This is a genomic window from Mesorhizobium sp. RCAM 05099 (assembly GCF_059683685.1).
Window position 1 is genome coordinate 6,807,047 of record NZ_CM185035.1, and the last position, 18,302, is coordinate 6,825,348.

The 18,302-nt window shown below is 64.5% G+C and carries 16 protein-coding genes; 4 read left to right on the plus strand and 12 right to left on the minus strand.

Going from position 1 to position 18,302, the window contains the following annotated elements; all coding sequences use genetic code 11:
• Positions 1-99: 99 nt before the first annotated feature.
• The 6 genes from AC56QQ_RS33710 to AC56QQ_RS33735 form a co-directional block, all read right to left on the minus strand.
• Positions 100-1,206: a DUF1513 domain-containing protein gene (locus tag AC56QQ_RS33710; RefSeq protein WP_497124874.1), complete on the minus strand. Its 1,107-nt coding sequence runs from the start codon at positions 1,204-1,206 to the stop codon at positions 100-102.
• 65 nt (positions 1,207-1,271) lie between these two features.
• Positions 1,272-2,351 carry an imelysin family protein gene (locus AC56QQ_RS33715; protein WP_497124875.1) on the minus strand — a complete coding sequence of 360 codons (1,080 nt, stop codon included), beginning with the start codon at positions 2,349-2,351 and terminating at the stop codon, positions 1,272-1,274.
• The gene (locus tag AC56QQ_RS33720) at positions 2,351-3,952 is read right to left on the minus strand and encodes a di-heme oxidoreductase family protein (RefSeq protein ID WP_497124876.1); all 1,602 of its coding nucleotides are present in this window, start codon (positions 3,950-3,952) and stop codon (positions 2,351-2,353) included. The genes AC56QQ_RS33715 and AC56QQ_RS33720 overlap by 1 nt, the downstream gene beginning before the upstream one ends.
• A 9-nt stretch (positions 3,953-3,961) precedes the next feature.
• Positions 3,962-4,447, minus strand: coding sequence for a bacterioferritin (bfr, locus tag AC56QQ_RS33725; RefSeq protein WP_489859267.1), 486 nt, complete (start codon positions 4,445-4,447; stop codon positions 3,962-3,964).
• Complete coding sequence (locus AC56QQ_RS33730; protein ID WP_497124877.1) at positions 4,413-4,724, minus strand: (2Fe-2S)-binding protein; 312 nt, start codon at positions 4,722-4,724, stop codon at positions 4,413-4,415. The genes bfr and AC56QQ_RS33730 overlap by 35 nt, the downstream gene beginning before the upstream one ends.
• A gap of 133 nt (positions 4,725-4,857) precedes the next feature.
• Entirely contained in the window at positions 4,858-6,150 is a 1,293-nt protein-coding gene (locus tag AC56QQ_RS33735; RefSeq protein WP_497129220.1) for an imelysin family protein, read from the minus strand.
• Between the two features lie 459 nt (positions 6,151-6,609).
• On the opposite strand from AC56QQ_RS33735, the gene AC56QQ_RS33740 reads away from it, so the two are divergent.
• Entirely contained in the window at positions 6,610-7,863 is a 1,254-nt protein-coding gene (locus AC56QQ_RS33740) for an NAD(P)/FAD-dependent oxidoreductase (RefSeq protein ID WP_497124878.1), read from the plus strand.
• Positions 7,864-7,895: 32 nt separating this feature from the next.
• Here the strand turns inward: AC56QQ_RS33740 and AC56QQ_RS33745 are convergent, their stop codons facing one another.
• Together AC56QQ_RS33745 and AC56QQ_RS33750 are read right to left on the minus strand one after the other, a co-directional pair.
• Entirely contained in the window at positions 7,896-9,173 is a 1,278-nt protein-coding gene (locus AC56QQ_RS33745; protein WP_497124879.1) for a 4-aminobutyrate--2-oxoglutarate transaminase, read from the minus strand.
• A 173-nt stretch (positions 9,174-9,346) separates the two neighbouring features.
• A complete protein-coding gene (locus AC56QQ_RS33750) occupies positions 9,347-9,589 on the minus strand; it encodes a hypothetical protein (RefSeq protein ID WP_497124880.1) in 243 nt (80 codons plus the stop codon).
• Here AC56QQ_RS33750 and AC56QQ_RS33755 point away from each other — a divergent pair.
• From AC56QQ_RS33755 to AC56QQ_RS33765, 3 genes are read left to right on the plus strand one after another with little or no spacing between them, the layout of a single operon-like run.
• Complete coding sequence (locus AC56QQ_RS33755) at positions 9,576-10,541, plus strand: efflux RND transporter periplasmic adaptor subunit (protein ID WP_497124881.1); 966 nt, start codon at positions 9,576-9,578, stop codon at positions 10,539-10,541. The two genes, AC56QQ_RS33750 and AC56QQ_RS33755, sit on opposite strands and share 14 nt — an antisense overlap.
• Positions 10,538-11,620, plus strand: a complete 1,083-nt coding sequence (locus AC56QQ_RS33760; protein ID WP_497124883.1) for an efflux RND transporter periplasmic adaptor subunit — start codon at positions 10,538-10,540, stop codon at positions 11,618-11,620. The genes AC56QQ_RS33755 and AC56QQ_RS33760 overlap by 4 nt, the downstream gene beginning before the upstream one ends.
• The gene (locus AC56QQ_RS33765; RefSeq protein WP_497124885.1) at positions 11,617-14,718 is read left to right on the plus strand and encodes an efflux RND transporter permease subunit; all 3,102 of its coding nucleotides are present in this window, start codon (positions 11,617-11,619) and stop codon (positions 14,716-14,718) included. Before AC56QQ_RS33760 ends, AC56QQ_RS33765 begins: the two co-directional genes overlap by 4 nt.
• 6 nt (positions 14,719-14,724) lie before the next feature.
• Here the strand turns inward: AC56QQ_RS33765 and AC56QQ_RS33770 are convergent, their stop codons facing one another.
• Genes AC56QQ_RS33770 through AC56QQ_RS33785 form a run of 4 tightly spaced genes read right to left on the minus strand, consistent with a single transcriptional unit; the run spans position 14,725 to position 18,294 of the window.
• A complete protein-coding gene (locus AC56QQ_RS33770) occupies positions 14,725-15,474 on the minus strand; it encodes an ABC transporter ATP-binding protein (RefSeq protein WP_497124886.1) in 750 nt (249 codons plus the stop codon).
• Complete coding sequence (locus AC56QQ_RS33775) at positions 15,471-16,319, minus strand: ABC transporter ATP-binding protein (RefSeq protein WP_489859257.1); 849 nt, start codon at positions 16,317-16,319, stop codon at positions 15,471-15,473. Before AC56QQ_RS33775 ends, AC56QQ_RS33770 begins: the two co-directional genes overlap by 4 nt.
• The gene (gene nikC, locus AC56QQ_RS33780) at positions 16,316-17,236 is read right to left on the minus strand and encodes a nickel transporter permease (protein ID WP_497124888.1); all 921 of its coding nucleotides are present in this window, start codon (positions 17,234-17,236) and stop codon (positions 16,316-16,318) included. The genes AC56QQ_RS33775 and nikC overlap by 4 nt, the downstream gene beginning before the upstream one ends.
• Positions 17,233-18,294 carry an ABC transporter permease gene (locus AC56QQ_RS33785; protein ID WP_497124889.1) on the minus strand — a complete coding sequence of 354 codons (1,062 nt, stop codon included), beginning with the start codon at positions 18,292-18,294 and terminating at the stop codon, positions 17,233-17,235. The genes nikC and AC56QQ_RS33785 overlap by 4 nt, the downstream gene beginning before the upstream one ends.
• Between the last annotated feature and the right edge of the window lie 8 nt (positions 18,295-18,302).

The following is an 18,302-nucleotide window of genomic DNA, read 5'->3' on the forward strand; positions in this document are numbered from 1 at the left end:
TCGAGAAACAGTTTCCCTGTGCCCGCCACGGCGCGCCACTGCAAGGGGATAGTGCATAATTTGTTAAGCGGCTTCGCTTCGGCCCGGCCGGTAGAGCATCTACGCGACTGGCTCGATACGCAGCATATGGTTGTCCCAGACATAGTCTGGCTCGGAGCGTGTCGCACCACTGCCCTCGACGATCTCGCCAGCGCCGGTCGTCGCCATGAAGCCGGTTCCGTCGGGCGCCACGCCGCAGACCTCGACCAGTGCGTTGGTCGAGACGACCTTGCCGCTCGCCGCATCGATCACAACAAGCGAATTGCCTTCCGGCGACGAGACGGCGACGGTGCCGGCAACCGGATTGGCGGCGACCGAGCCGATATAGTTGCGGAAGCCGGTCAGCACGTCCCGCGGCATGTCGAGCAACTGCAAATCCTTGCCGCGCGCGGCGCGGCCGACCAGCAGTGGACGATCGGTGCCCGGTCCCCTGTACTGGCAACCGAACCAGACGGTGCCGGTCTGGTCGGTGTCCATGTGGCGGATCGACAGCTGGTGAAGTGCGGTCGGCAGTTCGTGCTTTTCGAGGAGGTCGCCGGTGACGCGGTCGATGAGCACATAGGACGGCTTCATGGTCGCGATGTTGAGCTCGGCGCGGCCGTAGTCCGGATGGGTCTCGATGCCGCCATTGGCGACGGCAATCGTCCTGCCGTCCCCCATGAGCAGAAGCTCGTGCGGGCCCATTCCATAGGTCGGAAACTCGCCGATACGCTTGAATTTTGCCCGCGCATCATAGACGCCGACAACGCCGGCGGCATTGTCGAAGTCATTCTCGGTGGCGTAAAGCAGCGCCCCGTCGGTCGAGAACACGCCATGGCCGAAGAAATGCCGGCCGGTGATGCTGGCGATGGTCAGCGGCGCGTCGCGTCCGTTGTGATCAAAGACGACCGCGAAGGTGCCCGGCTGGCGAGCAAAGACCACCGAACGCTTCGACACCGGATCGAAAGTGACGTCGTGGCCGCGATCGGGCAGATCGATCGCATGCAGGACCTTGCCGGCCTCGGACAGTACGGCGGCGCCGTAACTGCCATCGCGCTTGACGAAGGCGGTGGCGAAAACGGCGTCGGCGGCAAGCGTCTTCGCCCATGCCGACGGCGCCATCGCGGCCACGAAGCCTGCCCCGGCGGCCCGGAGGAAATCACGGCGATCTATGAGTGGCGTTTTCAAGGATCAGTCTCTCTTCTTGAGCATGATCTTTTCCGAAAACCGGCTTCCACTTTCCGGGTTCATGCTCAGTCCCCATCCAGCGACGAGAAGCCGGCGGTCAGGCCGAATTCGGCGGTCAGCCTGGTGCCGAACAGGGTCGACAGGCTGGAGGTGATCAGCGCGAAATGGTCGAGTTTGTCACGCAGCACCGGATCGGCAAGTGCCTTGTCGATCGGACCTTTGACGGCCTTGGCGGTGGCAACGCCGTTGACCAGCTGGATATGGATCGATTCCGCCATCCAGCGCGCATCGGGCGGCAATGCGTCGCCAAGCCTCGAAGCCTGGAACAGCGTATCGATGCCGGCGAGGTTTCCAGCCAGTGAATTGGTGGTGTTTTGCGAGCGCCAGTAGATCGCCTGTTTCGGCTTGTCCGCATCCGGCTTGCCGCCGAAAAAGCCTTTCAGGCGGACATCGCGAACCATTTCCAGCTCATTGATGAAGACGCCGACCAGTTCCGTAACCGCTTCGTTGCCGTCGCGGTAAAGCGGGTTCCGAGGCCCCGGATTGGCCCAAAGGGCGGCAAATCCGTCCGGCTTGTTCCAGGCATCGCTGACGTTGCCGGCCATGGTTTCGATGTTGCCGGCAAGCGCGGCGCCATAGGCGCAGCGATAGGAACCGCCTTTGCCGGTCAGCGCATCGGCGCCGTCGCCATAAAGGACGAATTCCAGCGCCCCCAACCCTTGCATGGCAACGCTCTTGCCAGCCAGTTGGGCGGGATCGGTGGCGGTCGGGTCCTTGTCCGCCAAGGCAGCCTGCACCTGTTTCAGGCCGATGCCCTTGCGATCCGGCCAGAACAACATGCGTTCCAGCCGGTTGCTTTCCTTGATCGGCCCGAAGCCGATGATTTCGGCTGACGACCAGGCATCGACCGTGGCCGAAAATTCGGCACGCGCCGCATCAAGCTCCCCTTGCGAGGGCGTGGCGCAGAGCTTGCGCACGGATCCGGTCAAGGTTTCAGTATGCTCGTGCAGGCTGGCATAGGCCGGGCGGACAAACCCATCGATCGCTCGCTGGATGATGTCGGAGGCTTTCACCGCCGCCGACGCAGGGAAGACGCCCAGCAGAGCCAGAGGCAGAACGAGAACCAGTGCGGAACGCTTCAGCATCAGAGTGACTCCAGGAATTTGACCAGGGCATCGCGGTCAGTGGCACTGGCGGCGGCAAAACGGTCACGCGCCTTCTGCGCCTCGCCGCCATGCCACAGGATCGCCTCGGCCAATGTGCGCGCGCGGCCATCATGCAGAAAGAAAGAGTTGCCGTTGACCGTTTCAGTGAGGCCGACGCCCCACAGCGGCGGCGTGCGCCATTCATTGCCCGTCGCCTCCCCCACGGCCTGACCATCGGCCAGATCAGGTCCCATGTCGTGCAGCAGGAAGTCGGAATAGGGCCAGATCAGTTGGAAAGCCTGCGCCTTGTTGGGCGTGTCGCGACGGGTGACGAATTTCGGCGTGTGGCAGGCAACGCAGCCGATCTCGTAGAAGACCCTCTTGCCGGCCAGCACGTCCAGCTTGTCGAGGCCGCGGCGTGCCGGCACGGCCAGGTTCCGCGAATAGAAGGTGACCAGATCCATCACCGGCGGCGGCGCCTCGACCGAGCCGAGGCGCTGCTGCGCGCCGTTCGGCATGGCGAGACATTCTGGCTCAGCGGCGGTGCAATCGCCCCAATGTTTCGGCACTTCGGGCGTCGAGATGCCGATATCGCCGGCAAAGGCATCCGCCGCCTGCTGTCGGATCGAAGCGGTTTGCGCCTTCCAGCCGAAACGGCCAAGCGTCGGCTCGCCGCCCTGGCCGTCGCGCACGATGTTCGGCCTGCCGGAAATGCCGTCACCGTTGCGGTCGTCCGGGTCGGCGTTGGCGAGGATGTCCGCCGGCGCAATCTGTTCGATCAGGCCAAGGCCAATCATCGGTGGGGTCAGGCGCGGCGACAGCGTGGTGCGCGGATCAAGCGGTCCGTAGGCGGGGTCGGCGACCGAATAGGTGGGTTTGCGCAGCGAAACCACGCTGCCTCCCGCCAGCGTCACCTTCCGTTCCCGGTAGTCGACATGCATCCTGCCTTCGCCACGCAGGCCAGGCACGGCCAGTTCCTGCAACTGCGTGCCATAGACCGGGTCGGGGAAATTGAGCACCTTGTGGTCGGCTAGCGCGGCTTTCTCCTGCGCGCTGCCCGCCTCGCGCGCCAGTCGCAGGAACATCGACGTGGTGCCGGCGTCGCCTTCCGGCGGATGGCCGCGGCCATCCTTAAGATGGCAGTTCTGGCAGGCGCGTTCGTTGAACAGCGGACCCAGGCCATCCGATGCCTGCGTCGAGGATGGTGACGACACCCAGTTCTTGCGGAAAAGGGCGTTGCCGAGCTTGAAGGTGCCCTCTTCCTCGAAGGCGATGTTGGCCGAGGATTGCGAGAAGGAATCGCGGCTGACGTCCTTTCTGGACGTGCCAGCGCCGCCTTGCATCAGTTCGAACTGTTCGGGTTTGGAAAAATCCGTGGTCGGCCTGATGATGGCGGTGACGCGCGCCTGATCCTTCGCGTCGAGGTCGGTGCGCGTGGTGGCGAGGCCGGGAGGCTGAGGGCCGCCGGCCATCGCGGAAGAGGTGAACGCCACCACGAAGATGAGGCAGCGCCTGCCGACCAACCTGGCTGGTGTTTTCTGACGGAGCGGCGAGCCTTCGGCCCGCCGCAAGCGGCGCACGAATTCTAGCAGGCGCCGCATTCCATGCCCTTAATCCGCCTCGTCCGCCGATGCGGCGTTGAGCTGGCCGTATTTTTCCTCGCCGATCGAGGCAAGCAGGTCGAGCTGCGTCTCGAGGAAGTCGATGTGACCCTCCTCGTCAGCCAGCAATTCCTCGAACAGTTTCATCGTCACGTAGTCGCCCGCTTCCTCGCAGATCTCGCGCGACCGCTTGTATGCCGTGCGCGCGTCATACTCGCCGGCGAGATCGGATTCGAGCACTTCCTTCACATTCTGCCCGATGCGCAGCGGCGCCACGGACTGCAGGTTCGGGTGGCCTTCGAGGAAGATGATGCGAGCCACGAGCCGGTCGGCATGGTGCATCTCCTCGATCGATTCCGCGCGTTCCTTTTTTGCCAGCTTGGCATATCCCCAGTCTTCAAGCAGACGGAAATGCACCCAGTATTGATTGACGGCACCGAGCTCCAGAAACAGAGCCTCGTTAAGCCGCTCGATGATCAGCTTTTCGCCTTTCATAGGTTCTGCTCCCGTATTGGACGCGCAGGCCTCTGACGCGATCCAGGTGTGAAACGACATCCACGCCGCTCGCCTCCGAGCGGGCGTGGTAATTTTCGGTGACCCGAATGATCGTTTCGACCACATTTGGAAAGCAGCCGCAACAACGACCGCGCTTGTGCATGGCGTGATAGACCTTCGCCGGCACGATCAGTTGCCAGGGGTCCTGATCCAGCAGACCGACGATCGTCTGCTCGATCTCCTTCTCGGTGATGATGTTGCAATGGCAGATCAGCATTACGTTGCTCTGGCTGACGGCGCTCCGGCACCGTTTGGCTGGTATTTCCTGGTCGGCACGACCTTTTCCGAAAACCGGCTTCCACTTTTTCGCTTACGCGGACCTCCGGTTCGGGGCCATGCCATGACGGCTCTTACTTGAACACCTTGTCCGGCGCGTCGAGACTGTCGGAGCCCTCGAAGGCAATGTTGTTGAGCTTCAGCGAGCCGACAGCGCGTTCGATCGACTTGGTCTGGTCGACCAGTGCGTCGATCGCTGCCTGCACTGTGGCGTTGCCTTGCGTATTGCCCTCGGCGATCTGCTGGTCATAGGCCTCGCCGGCCAGTGCCCGCGCCTTGATCGCCTCCATCCTGGCGACGCTGACATCGAGCTTGTCCGACAGCTCCTTGTCGATCGCCGGATCGACCGCTTTCACCATATCCGACACCGAAGGACCCGAAACAACGCTGCCGTCGAGCCTGGCATAGCTGGCATGATAGGCGGCGCGAATACCGACGGCGTCGTAGAGATGCGAGTTGTAGGTGTTGTCGGAAAAGCAGTCATGCTCCTCTTCCGGATCATGCAGCAGCAGACCAAGCTTCATGCGCTCGCCGGCCAGTTCGCCATAGGACAGCGAACCCATGCCGGTGAAGATGATCGAGATGGCGGTGTTCGGTTCGCCATCGACGAGGTTCTTGCGCGCGGCGCCGTCTTCCTTCCAGTCGTTGACCATCTTCTGCAGGTCGGAGACCAGAAGGTCACTCGCCGACTTCAGGTACTGGGCGCGGCGGTCGCAATTGCCGCCGGTGCAGTTTTTGAGATCGTAGTCGGTATAAGGGCGCTCACCGGCGCCCGGACCGGTGCCGTGCAGGTCCTGGCCCCAGAGCAGGAACTCGATGGCGTGATAGCCGGTGGCGACGTTGGCTTCGATGCCGCCGGCTTCCTGCAGCGTGCCGGACAGGAATTCCGGCGTCAGGTTCGAGGCGTCGACCTTCTTGCCGTTGATCTCGATCTCCTTGTTGGCGATCACATTGGCCGTATAGAGCGAATTCGCGTCCGACTCGGTGCCGTAGCTCTTGGCGACATAGTCGATCAGGCCTTCGTCCAGCGGCCAGGAATTCACCTCGCCCTCCCAGTCGTCGACGATCTTGTTGCCGAACCGGTAGACTTCGGTCTGCTGGTAGGGAACGCGGGCCGCCTTCCAGGCTTCGCGAGCCGCATTGAGCGTTTCGACCGAGGGCTTGGCGAGCAGCGCGTCGACCGCCTTGTCGAGCGCCTGCGCCGTGGTCAGCGAGTCCTCATATTTGGCGAGCCCGATATCGGCATAGGTCTTGATGACCGCCTTCACGTCGGTTTCCGCCTTGGCCGGCAACACGAACACCGCCGCCGTCAGCAGCGCCGTGGCGCCGATCGCTGCAAGCCTGGCGCCATACCGTGCCGTGATCATTGCTCTCATGACAGCTATCTCCTCGAAATTCAGTGAAAAGCCGGCGCCAATGGCGCGGCAACGGACGGCCCATGCCAGGGCATGTGCATGCAACCGGAGGGGACAGGGACCACGCGACGGCGCGGCTGGCGTAAGAAAGACACCGAAATGCCTCCAATCGAAAGGGTTCAAGGCCCAGACATCAAAGGGATGCGCTTGATGCGCGAGCCTTCCATAAAGCGTCGACGCCGCTGGAAGTCAACTGGCGAAAGAGATAAAATTCAATTGAAACAACAGTTTAGAATTATTCTAAACTACAACTGTCAACTTTAACCGCACCTCCAGCGTCACGCGCGCCGTGGGACCACATGATTGACAGACGCCATTCCGGGTGCGACCCGAACGCATACTTTCGCGACGGTGTCAGGCAGATGCCGTCTGGCGAGAAGTCCTAGAATCTGTCGAGGAATTTGGGCTGCGATGAAGAACGGTGTGGTCATTGTCGGTGCTGGTCATGCGGGCGTGCAAGCGGCCGCCAGCCTGCGCGAGGAAGGGTATGACGGGCCGGTGATCCTCGTCGGCGACGAGAACGAGCTGCCCTATCACAAGCCGCCGCTGTCCAAGACCTTCATCAAGGATGCCGACGCGAAACCACAGCCCTTGCGCGGCGAAGCCTTCTACAGCGGCAGCGCGATCGACTATCGGCCGGGCGTCAAGGTCGACCGGATCGATGCCGGCGGACGGCTCCTGGACATTGCCGGCGGCGGCTCGCTTGCCTTCGACCACCTGATCCTGGCGACTGGCTCGCGGCCGCGCACCCTGCCGCTGCCCGGCTCCGATCTGTCCGGCGTGGTGTCGTTGCGCTCGCTCGCCGATGCGCGGCTGATCCGCGACCTCAGCGCGCGAAGCGACGAGGTCGTCATCCTCGGTGGCGGCTTCATCGGGCTGGAGATCGCCGCCACGCTCAGGGCAGCCGGCCGCACGGTTACGGTGGTCGAGGCGGTCGACCGGCTGCTCGGCCGCGCCGTGGCGCCGGTCGTGGCGAGCCATGTACGGCTAAGGCTGGAAACGATCGGCGTGCGCATCCTCACCGGCACCAGCGTTACAAGGCTGGAAGGCGAAGACGGCCATGTCGTGGCCGCAGTCACCTCGTCAGGTGAAAGGCTGCCCGCACGCATGGTCATTGTCGGCATCGGCGCCGTGCCGAACGTCGAACTGGCGCAGGCCTCCGGCCTCGCCATAGCCAACGGCATTCGTGTCGATCACCAGATGCGGACCTCGGCGCCGGAAATCCTGGCGATCGGCGATGCCGCCTCCTACCGGCACTGGTTCACCGGCGGCGACGTGCGCCTGGAATCGGTGCAGAACGCCACCGACCAGGCGCGGCTTGCCGCACGCACGATCACCGGCCACGCGGACGCCTATTCGGCGGTGCCGTGGTTCTGGTCCGACATTGGCGACATGAAGCTGCAGATGGTCGGCCTGACCGCCGGCGGCGACAGCCATGTCGTGCTGGGCGACCTGCCCGACAACAAATTCTCGATCTACCACTATGCCGGCGACCGGCTGCTCGGCATCGAATCGGTCAACCGCCCCGGCGACCACATGCTTGGTCGCAAGATGCTCGGCGCCGGCTTCTCGCCGACGCCACAGACCGTCGCTGCCGGCCCCGAGGGCCTGAAAGCGGCGCTGGCCACTTTCCTTGAGAAGGAGCCGGCCAGAGCGGCGGGATAATCCCGCCCCCTCCAGGCCGGCACGCCGCCCCTTCAGGCGGCGCAGACTTCTCGGATCGAGCTTTCCAGAATGTCGAGCGCCTCGTTCATGACGCTATCCTGGATGGTGATCGGGGCGAGGAAGCGGATGACGTTGCCGTAGACGCCGCATGCCAACAGGATCAGGCCCTTGTCGAGCGCCTTCAGCCTGATCGCGTTGGCGATCTCGGCCGACGGCAGGCCCTTCTTGACGTCGTTGAACTCGACCGCGTTCATGAAGCCCGGGCCTCTGATATCGACGATTTCGGGCACCTCGTCGCGGATCGACTGCAGTCGCTGCTTCAGTCGCCCGCCCAGCGCATTGGCCCGGTCACAGAGCTTTTCCTCTTCGATCACATCGAGCACGGCGTGCGCCGCGGCGACGCCGATCGGGCTGCCGCCATAGGTGCCGCCGAGGCCGCCGGGGCCGGGTGCATCCATGATTTCGGCGCGGCCGGTGACCGCGGCCAGCGGGAAACCGCCGGCCAGGCTCTTGGCCATTGTGGTGATGTCGGCCGCCACGTCGTGATGATCCATCGCGAACATCTTGCCGGTGCGGGCAAAGCCGGTCTGCACCTCGTCGGCGATCAACAGCATGCCGTGCTGGTCGCAGAGCTTGCGCAGCGCCACCATGAAATCGCGCGGCACTTCATAGAACCCGCCCTCGCCCTGCACCGGCTCGACGATGATGGCGGCAACGCGGGCCGGATCGACATCGGCCTTGAACAGGCGGTCGAGCGCGGCCAGCGAATCGGCAACCGATACACCATGCAGCGGCACCGGGAACGGCGCGTGATAGACGTCGCCCGGCATGGCGCCGAAGCCGACCTTGTAAGGGACGACCTTGCCGGTCAGCGCCATGCCCATGAAGGTGCGGCCGTGGAAGCCGCCGGCGAAGGCGATGACCGCCGGGCGCCCGGTGGCATTGCGGGCGATCTTGATGGCGTTCTCAACCGCCTCGGCGCCGGTGGTGACGAAGATCGTCTTCTTCTCGAACTTACCGGGCAGCATGGCGTTCAGCCGTTCGGCCAGCCGCACATAGCTCTCATAGGGTACGACCTGATGGCACGTGTGCGTGAAGCGGTCGAGCTGTGCCTTGACCGCCTCGATCACCTTGGGGTGACGATGCCCGGTGTTGACGACGGCGATGCCCGACGAGAAATCGATATAGCGGCGACCCTCGACATCCCAGATCTCCGAGTTTTCAGCCCGGTCGGCGTAGATTTGCGTGGTCATGCCGACGCCGCGTGAGATCGACTGGTTCTTGCGTTCGGAAATGGCTGAATTCTTCATGGTATCCCTCATCGGGCTGGCGCCCGTTCTCGTTTGATCACCGTCTTCTGACCTTATTTCACGTTTTCCTCAAGTCGGCACCACCGGCGGTCGATTGGGCCTGCGGCTTCGGCACGCCCTTAACCAGTCGGGCGATACGCGTGCGAGACCGGTTTTCTTTTTCCGAGGATCGATTATCCTCCCGATTGTCCGCGAGGCATCGCGATCGGCCCGCGGCTGAGGGAGCCCATGAGCAGGAACGCGACATCGTCCGTCTCGCCGCCATCGGTCAAAGCTTCCAGCCTTTTGTCTTTTCCTGCCGCCTCGGCAATTTTTGCCTGCACGGCCGCGATGTTGCTGACCGGCTGCCAGAAGCAGGAGGCGGCAGCAAGAAAGCTGCCGGTGATGGTGCGCACGGAGACGGTGGCGATCGCCAACTTTGCGCCGCGAACCTCGCTGACCGGGGTGATCGCCGCGCGCACGCTGAACAATCTGTCGTTCCGGGTCGGCGGCCGCGTCGCCGAGCGGCTTGTCGATGTCGGCCAGCATGTCGATCAAGGTGCCGTGCTCGCCCGCCTCGATCCGCGGGAGCAGGAGTCCGATTTGCGGTCGGCGCAGGCCGACCTCGACGCCGCGCAGGCGCAGTTGACCCAGTCCGCCGCCGCCTTCGAGCGGCAGAAGACACTTCTGGCCCAGGGGTTCACCACCAGGCGCGACTATGACGCGGCCGACCAGGCGCTGAAGGTGGCGCAAGGCAGCGTCGATGCCGCGCGGAGCGCGTTCGCCAACGCTCAGCAGAACCTGTCCTTCACCGAACTCAAGGCAGGGGCCGCGGGCGTGATCACCGCCCGCCAGGTCGAAGCGGGGCAAGTGGTGCAAGCAGCGCAAACCGTCTTCACCGTCGCCGAGGACGGCGACCGCGACGCGGTGTTCAACGTCCAGGAAACTCTGGTCGCCAGGGCGCCGGCCTCTCCGGCGGTGACGATCACGCTGTTGTCCGACCCCCAGGTCAAGGCGATGGGCAAGGTCCGCGAAATCTCGCCGGTGGTTGATCCGGCTTCGGGTTCGATCCGGGTCAAGGTCAGCATTCCCGACACGCCCGCCGGCATGCCGCTGGGGGCGGCGGTCATCGGCTCGGTCAGCGCCAAGCCGACGAAGGCTGTCCTGCTGCCCTGGCAGGCGCTGACGTCGAGCGCCGGCAATCCGGCGGTGTGGGTGGTCGACCCCGCGACCAAGGCGGTGACCACGACGCCGGTCGAGGTGCTGGCTTTTGAATCGGGCACGGTCGTGATCGCCAAGGGGCTGGACGAAGGCCAAAGCGTCGTTACATCAGGCGGACAGTTGCTCAGCCCTGGACAGACGGTCGAGATATCGGGAGCGGGCCAATGAACCGGCTGCCGCGCATCCTGCTTGGCTTGTTCGCGCTTGGCGCGCTCGCCGGCTGCTCGAAGTCGGATGAAAAGCCACCGCCGGAGATCGTCCGGCCGGTGCTGTCGGTCGTGGTCGAACCGCGCACCACCCAGACCTTCGGCTTCGCCGGCTCGGTCGAGCCACAGTACAGTGCAGACTTGGCCTTCCGCCTGCTTGGCCGGGTGGTCTCGCGCGACGTCAAGGTCGGCGACATCGTCAGCAAGGGCACGACGATCGCCGCGCTCGACCCGACCGCGCTGGAGCTGGCCGTCCAGGCGGCCAGCGCGGAACTTTCCAATGCCGAGGCACAGTTCGCCAACGCCGCCGCCAGCGAGGAACGCCAACGCCAGCTGCTTGCCGCCGCCAACACCTCGCAGGCCGTCTTCGATGCCGCACAACAGGCGCGCAAGGCAGCCGAGGCCGGCGTCGAGCGGGCCAAGGCCGCGCTTGCCAAGTCGCAGGAGCAGCTTGGCTATGCCAGACTGTTCTCGGATTTCGACGGCGTCGTCACCGCTACCGGCGCCGAGGTCGGGCAGACAGTCTCGGCGGGCCAGACTGTCGTCACTGTGGCACGCTCCGATCTGCGCGAGGCGGTGGTCGATATTCCCGACCAGTTGACCGATGATCTGACAGCCGGCACGCCGTTCCAGGTCATCCTTCAATCGCTGCCGACGATCGAGACCCAGGCCAAGCTGCGCGAGATCGCGCCCCAGGCCGAGGGCTCGACCCGCACCCGCCGCGTCCGGCTGACGCTCATCGATCCGCCGCAGGCCTTCAGGCTCGGCTCGACGGTGACCGCGACGCGCATGACCAAGGTGGCGCCGACGATCGAACTGCCGCTGTCGGCGCTGCTCGAAAAGGACGGCTCCGACAGAGTGTGGATCGTCGATCCGCAGACATCGAGCGTCAGCGCGCACGAGATCAAGGTTGCCGCCAAGGGCGCCGCCACCTTTACCGTCGCCGAAGGACTGGAGGCCGGCATGCGCGTCATCACCGCCGGCGTACATAGCCTGGCCGAGGGACAAAAAGTCAGGATTCTCGAAGGAGGGGCCACGTGAAAGGCTTCAACCTCTCCGACTGGGCGCTCAGCCACCGCTCCATGGTCTGGTATTTCATGCTGGTCTTCGTCGTCGCCGGCGTGTTCTCCTACCTCAATCTCGGCCGTGAGGAAGACCCCAATTTCACCATCAAGACGATGATCATCCAGGCCAACTGGCCGGGCGCGTCGGTCAAGGAGACCCTGCAGCAGGTGACCGACCGCATCGAGAAGAAGCTCGAGGAGCTCGACAGCCTCGACTTCACCAGATCCGTCACCACCGCCGGCCAGACCGTCATCTTCGTCAACCTGAAGGACACCACCAGGGCGCGTGATGTCGTGCCGAACTGGATTCAGGTGCGCAACATGGTCAACGATATCAAGGGGCAGTTTCCGCAAGGCGTGCAGGGACCGTTCTTCAACGACCGCTTCGGCGATGTCTACGGCAACATCTACGCCTTCACGTCGGACGGGCTGACCCCGCGCCAATTGCGCGACTATGTCGAGGATGTCCGCACAAAAATCCTGACCGTGCCCAATGCCGGCAAGGTCGATCTCGTCGGCGCGCAGGACGAGGCGATCTATCTCGAATTCTCGACCCGCCAGATCGCGGCCCTTGGCCTCAATCAGCAGGCGATCGTGGCCAGCTTGCAGGCGCAGAACGCGATAACGCCGTCGGGCGTCATCCAGTCGGGGCCGGAACGGATCAGCGTGCGGGTCGGCGGCCAGTTCACCTCGGAGGACAGCCTTCGCGCCATCAATCTGCGCGTCAATGACCGCTTCTTCCGGCTGAGCGACGTGGCGACGATTTCCCGCGGCTATGTCGATCCGCCGACGGCCCTGTTCCGCTTCAACGGCGAGGATGCGATCGGGCTCGCCATAGGTATGAGGCCCAACGCCAACCTGCTGCAATTCGGCGAAGCCCTCCATGAGGAGATGAACAAGGTTCTGGCCGACCTGCCGATCGGCGTCGGCGTGCATCTGGTCGCCGACCAGCCTGTCATCGTCGAGGAGGCCGTCTCCGGCTTCACGCGCGCTCTGTTCGAGGCGGTCGCCATCGTGCTCGCGGTGTCGTTCATCAGCCTCGGTATGCGCGCCGGCTTCGTGGTGGCGCTGTCGATCCCGCTGGTGCTGGCCATCACCTTCACGGTCATGGCCTATCTCGGCATCTCACTGCAGCGCATTTCGCTCGGCGCGCTGATCATCGCGCTCGGCCTTCTGGTCGACGATGCCATGATCGCGGTCGAAATGATGGTGGCGCGGCTGGAGGTTGGCGACAATCTGCGCAAGGCGGCGACCTATGTCTACACCTCGACCGCCTTCCCGATGCTGACCGGCACGCTGGTGACGGTCGCCGGCTTCATTCCGATCGGCCTCAACAACAGCGCCGCAGGCGAATACACCTTCACGCTGTTCGTCGTCATCGCGGTGTCGCTCTTGGTGTCATGGATCGTCGCGGTGCTGTTCGCGCCGCTGCTCGGCGTCACCATCCTGCCGGCGACCATGAAGCAGCAACATCACGACCAGCCTGGCCGTTTCACATCGCTGTTCCGGCGTGTCCTGATCGGCTCCGTGCGCCATCACTGGCTGACCATCATCGCCACGGTGCTGTTGTTTGCCGCCTCGATCGCCGGCTTCGGCCTCGTCCAGCAGCAGTTTTTCCCGCCCTCCGACCGGCCGGAGCTGATCGTCGACTGGAACCTGCCGCAGAACTCATCGATCGCCGAGACCCGCGACCAGATGGAACGCTTCGAGCAGCGGGCGCTGGTCGGCAATCCCGATATCGACCATTTCAGCTCCTATATCGGCCAGGGCGCGGTGCGCTTCGTGCTGGCCTATGACGTGCAGCCGGCCAATCCCTATTTCGGCCAGACCGTGATCGTCACCAAGAGCATCGAGGCGCGCAACCGGGTCAAGCCGGCGCTGGAAAGGCTGCTGCGCGAGGAGTTCGTCGGCACGGACGCCTTCGTCAAGCCGCTCGAACTCGGGCCGCCGGTCGGGCGCCCGGTGCAGTACCGCGTCGGCGGCCCCGATATCCAGACGGTGCGGGAGCTGGCACAACAGTTCTCCGGTGTGATTTCCGCGAATCCGAAGCTGGCAGCACCCACCTTCGACTGGAACGAGCCGCAGCGTGTGCTGAGGGTCGAAGTGCTGCAGGACAAGGCGCGCCAGCTCGGTATCACCTCTTCCGACATTGCCAGCGCACTGAACAGCACGGTCGGCGGCGCCACCATCACCCAAGTGCGCGACGCCACCTACCTGATCAATGTCGTGGCCCGTTCGCGCGAGGCCGAGCGCGGCTCGATCGGAACGTTGCAGAACATGCAGCTGCCGACCGGCACGGGCGAATCCATCCCGCTCGCCGCGGTGGCCAATTTCCGCTACGAGCTCGAACAGCCAACGGTGTGGCGGCGCGACCGCATTCCGACGATCACCGTGCGCGCCGGATTGGTCGGCGACGTGCTGCCGGCAACCGTGGTCAACGAACTGAAGCCCGCGGTCGACGCCTTCATCGCCAAGCTGCCGCCGCGCTATTCGATCGCCACCGCCGGCTCGGTCGAGGAAAGCGCCAAAAGCCAAGGGCCGATCGCGGCCGTGGTGCCGCTCATGCTGTTCATCATGGCGACCATCCTGATGGTGCAGTTGCAGAGCTTCCAGCGCCTGTTCCTGGTCGTGGCGGTGGCGCCGCTCGGGCTGATCGGCGTGGTGGCGGCACTGGTGCCGAGCGGCGCGCCGCTCGGTTTCGTCGCCATCCTCGGCGTGCTGGCGCTGATCGGCATCCTGATCCGCAACTCGGTCATCCTGATCGTGCAGATTGAGGATCTGGTGCGCGAGGGTAAGGACCGCTGGGCGGCCGTCATCGAAGCCACCGAGCACCGCATGCGCCCGATAGCGCTGACGGCGGCCGCCGCCAGCCTCGCGCTGATCCCGATCGCCCGCGAGGTGTTCTGGGGCCCGATGGCCTATGCCATGATGGGCGGCATCATCGCCGGCACCGCGATTACATTACTGTTCCTGCCGGCGCTTTACGTGACGTGGTTCCGGATCAAGGAGCCGAAGCCGGGGCAGCACGGTGAAGGTACGCACAGCGATGTCTTGGCGGAAGACGGAGCGGCCTGAAGCCGCTCAAGCCGTGCGGACGAAACCCTCGCTGGCTCGTAACAGGTTGCGCGTATAATCCTCTGTCACGCGGTGCGCGACAAGTTGGGCCGCCGTCAGATTCTCAACCGCCTCGCCGCTTTGCATCACCATCAGCCGCTCGCACATATGGGTGATGATGGCGAGGTCGTGGCTGACCATCAGGAAGGTCAGCTTACGCCGCCGGCGAACCTCTTCCAGCAGGTTGAGCACTTCGGCCTGCACCGAGGCATCGAGCGCCGAGGTCGGCTCGTCGAGCAGCAGGATCGACGGTTCGAGGATCAGGGCACGCGCGATCGCCACACGCTGGCGCTGGCCGCCCGACAATTGATGCGAATAGCGGAAGCGGAAGCCGTTGCCGAGACCGACCTCATCGAGCGCCCGCTGGATCCGCTTTTCGCCGTCGGCAAAACCATGGATGGCGAGCGGCTCCTGCAGCAGGCGGTCGACGGTCTGGCGCGGGTGCAGCGAGCCGTACGGATCCTGGAAGACCATCTGCACTTCGCGGTAAAAGGCCTTGTCGCGACGTGGCCCAAGCTTCTTGCCATTGACGGTGATGCTGCCGGAAGCGACCGGCGCGAGGCCGGCGATGGCCCGCAGCAGCGTCGATTTGCCGGAGCCGGATTCGCCGACAAGGCCGAAGGATTCGCCTGACCTGACTTCGAGGCTCACGCCCTTCAACGCGCGAAACCGGTCGAAGATCACTTCCAGCCCGTCGATGGCAATCGCTGCTGTCATGCCGCCCACTCCGGCTTGCGGTCGAGCACCGGCAGCGGATGCCGTTCGAAGCCGATCCTGGGCATGCAGTTGAGCAGGCCGCGCGTGTAGGGGTGCTGGGCCCGGCCGAGTTCCGACGCCTTGAGCTGCTCGACCACCTTGCCGGCATACATGACGATGACGCGGTCGCAGAAGGACGAGACCAGGCGCAGATCGTGCGAGATGAAGATCAGCCCCATGCCACGCTCGCTCACCAGCCGGTCCAGGATGCCGAGCACGTCGAGCTGAACGGTGACGTCGAGCGCCGAAGTCGGCTCGTCGGCAATCATCATTTCCGGTCCGGCGATCAGCATCATGGCGATCATGGCGCGTTGGCCCATGCCGCCGGACACTTCATGCGGATGCAGGTCGAAGACACGGGCGGGGTCGCGGATCTGCACCGCCTCCAGCATGGCCAGCGCGCGGTCGCGCGCCTCGGCCTTGCCGACCTTCTCATGCGTGCGTAGCGTCTCGACGATCTGGCGGCCGATGCTCATCACCGGGTCGAGCGAATATTTCGGATCCTGCAGGATCATGGCGATGCGTTTTCCGCGCAGCGCCCGGCGTTCGCGTGGCGACGCGGCGAGCAGGTCGATGCCGTCGAAGGCGAGCTTGTTGGCCGATATCCTGGCCTGCGGCGGCGTCAGGCCCATGATGGCGCGGCCGGTCTGCGATTTGCCCGAGCCGGATTCGCCGACGATGCCGAGCCGCTCGCGGCCGAGCGAAAAGGAGACGCCACGCACCGCCTCGATCAGCCCGGTGCGGGTCGGAAAGGTGACGCGCAGATCGTCGACGTCAAGAAGCGTACCCTTTGGCTGCGTGCTCATTGGTCACCACTGCGGGGATCGAGCGCGTCGCGCAGGCCATCGCCAAGCAGGTTGAAGCCAAGGCTGACGATGAGGATCGCGAAGCCCGGCGCACCGGCCACCCACCACTGGTCGAGCACGAAGCGGCGGCCCGAAGCGATCATGGTGCCCCACTCAGGCAGTGGCGGCTGCGCGCCGAGGCCAAGGAAGCCGAGACCCGCGGCGGTGAGGATGATGCCGGCCATGTCGAGCGTCACCCTGACGATCAGCGAGGAGATGCAGAGTGGCATGATGTGGCGCAGCACGATGCGGAAGGGTGAGGCGCCCATCAATTGCACCGCCTTGATGTAGTCGGAATTGCGCACGGTCAGCGTTTCGGCGCGCGCGATGCGGGCATAGGGCGGCCAGGAGGTGATGGCGATGGCAAGTACCGCGTTTTCGATTCCGGGTCCAAGGGCGGCGACGAAGGCGAGCGCCAGGATCAGCTTGGGGAAGGCGAGGAAGATGTCGGTGATGCGCATCAGGACGGCATCGGTCCAGCCGCCGGCATAGCCGGCGACGGTGCCGACGAGCAGGCCAATGGGTGCGGCGATGATGGCGACCAGGATGACCACATAAAGCGTCCAGCGCGAGCCGTAGAGAATGCGCGAAAGGATGTCTCGGCCAAGGTCATCGGTACCGAACCAGTGCTCGGCGCTCGGCGCCAGCAACCTTGCATTCTTGAGATCGCCGAAAGTCGGCGAATAGGGCGCCAGCACGCCGGCAAGCGCGGCAACGACCAGCAATGCGATGATGATGAGCAGGCCGAGAAAGGCCAGCCGGTTGGCGGAAAAGCGCCGCCACGCCACATAGGCGCGGCCGAGCCTTGCCTGCATGCGCGACGCCGGCCGCTCGCTGAGCAGCCAGTCGCGACGGCTCTGGATAGTCTCGGCGCTCATCCTGTCTTGGTCCTCGGATCGAGCACGCGGTAGAGCAGGTCGGACAGGAGATTGATGCCGATGAAGACCGAACCGATGACGATGGTGCCGCCTAGAACGGCATTCATGTCGGCGTTCTGCAGCGAATTGGTGATGTAGAGACCAATGCCCGGCCAGGAGAACACGGTCTCGGTCAGCACCGAACCTTCGAGCAGCCCGGCATAGGACAGCGCGATCACCGTCACCATGGGCACGGCGGCGTTGCGCAGCGCGTGGCCCCAGATGATGCGGGTTTCCGACAGGCCCTTGGCGCGCGCCGCGACGATATATTCCTGCGACAGCTCGTTCAGCATGAACGAGCGCGTCATGCGACTGATATAGGCGAGCGAGAAGTAGCCGAGCAGCGAGGCCGGCAGGATGATGTGGCGAAAGGCATCATAGAAGACGTCCCACTGTCCCTGCATCGCAGAGTCGAGCAGATAGAAGCCGGTGATCGGCGTGAAGGTGTATTCGTAGACGACGTCGAGCCGCGCCGGGAAGGCGACCCATTGCAGCTTGGCGTAGAACAGCACCAGCGCCAGCAGCCCGAGCCAGAAGATCGGAACGGAGTAACCGATCAAGCCAATGATGCGCACGATCTGGTCGATGAGGCTGCCGCGCTTGACCGCGGCCAGCACGCCAAGCGGCACGCCGAACAAAGCACCGATCAATGTCCCCAGCGTCGCCAGTTCCGTCGTTGCCGGAAGGGCGCGGCGAATGTCGGTCATGACCGGATTGGTGGTCAGCACCGAGGTGCCGAAATCGCCATTCAGCGCGCTTTTCACATAGATGTAGAACTGCTCGATCAGCGGCAGGTCCAGACCCATTTCGCGGCGCGTGCGCTCGACGACATTGGCCGGTGCCCGGTCGCCGAGCACCGCCAGCACCGGGTCGATCGGGATGACCCGGCCAATGAAGAAGGTGACCGCGAGAAGACCAAGATAGGTCGTGATCGCGATGACCAGAAAGCGGCCAACGAATGATGCAAGGGCGACGGCGCGGGCGCTGCCGCGCCCGCCCTCGTTTTCAACCGCACTCATGCGGCGCG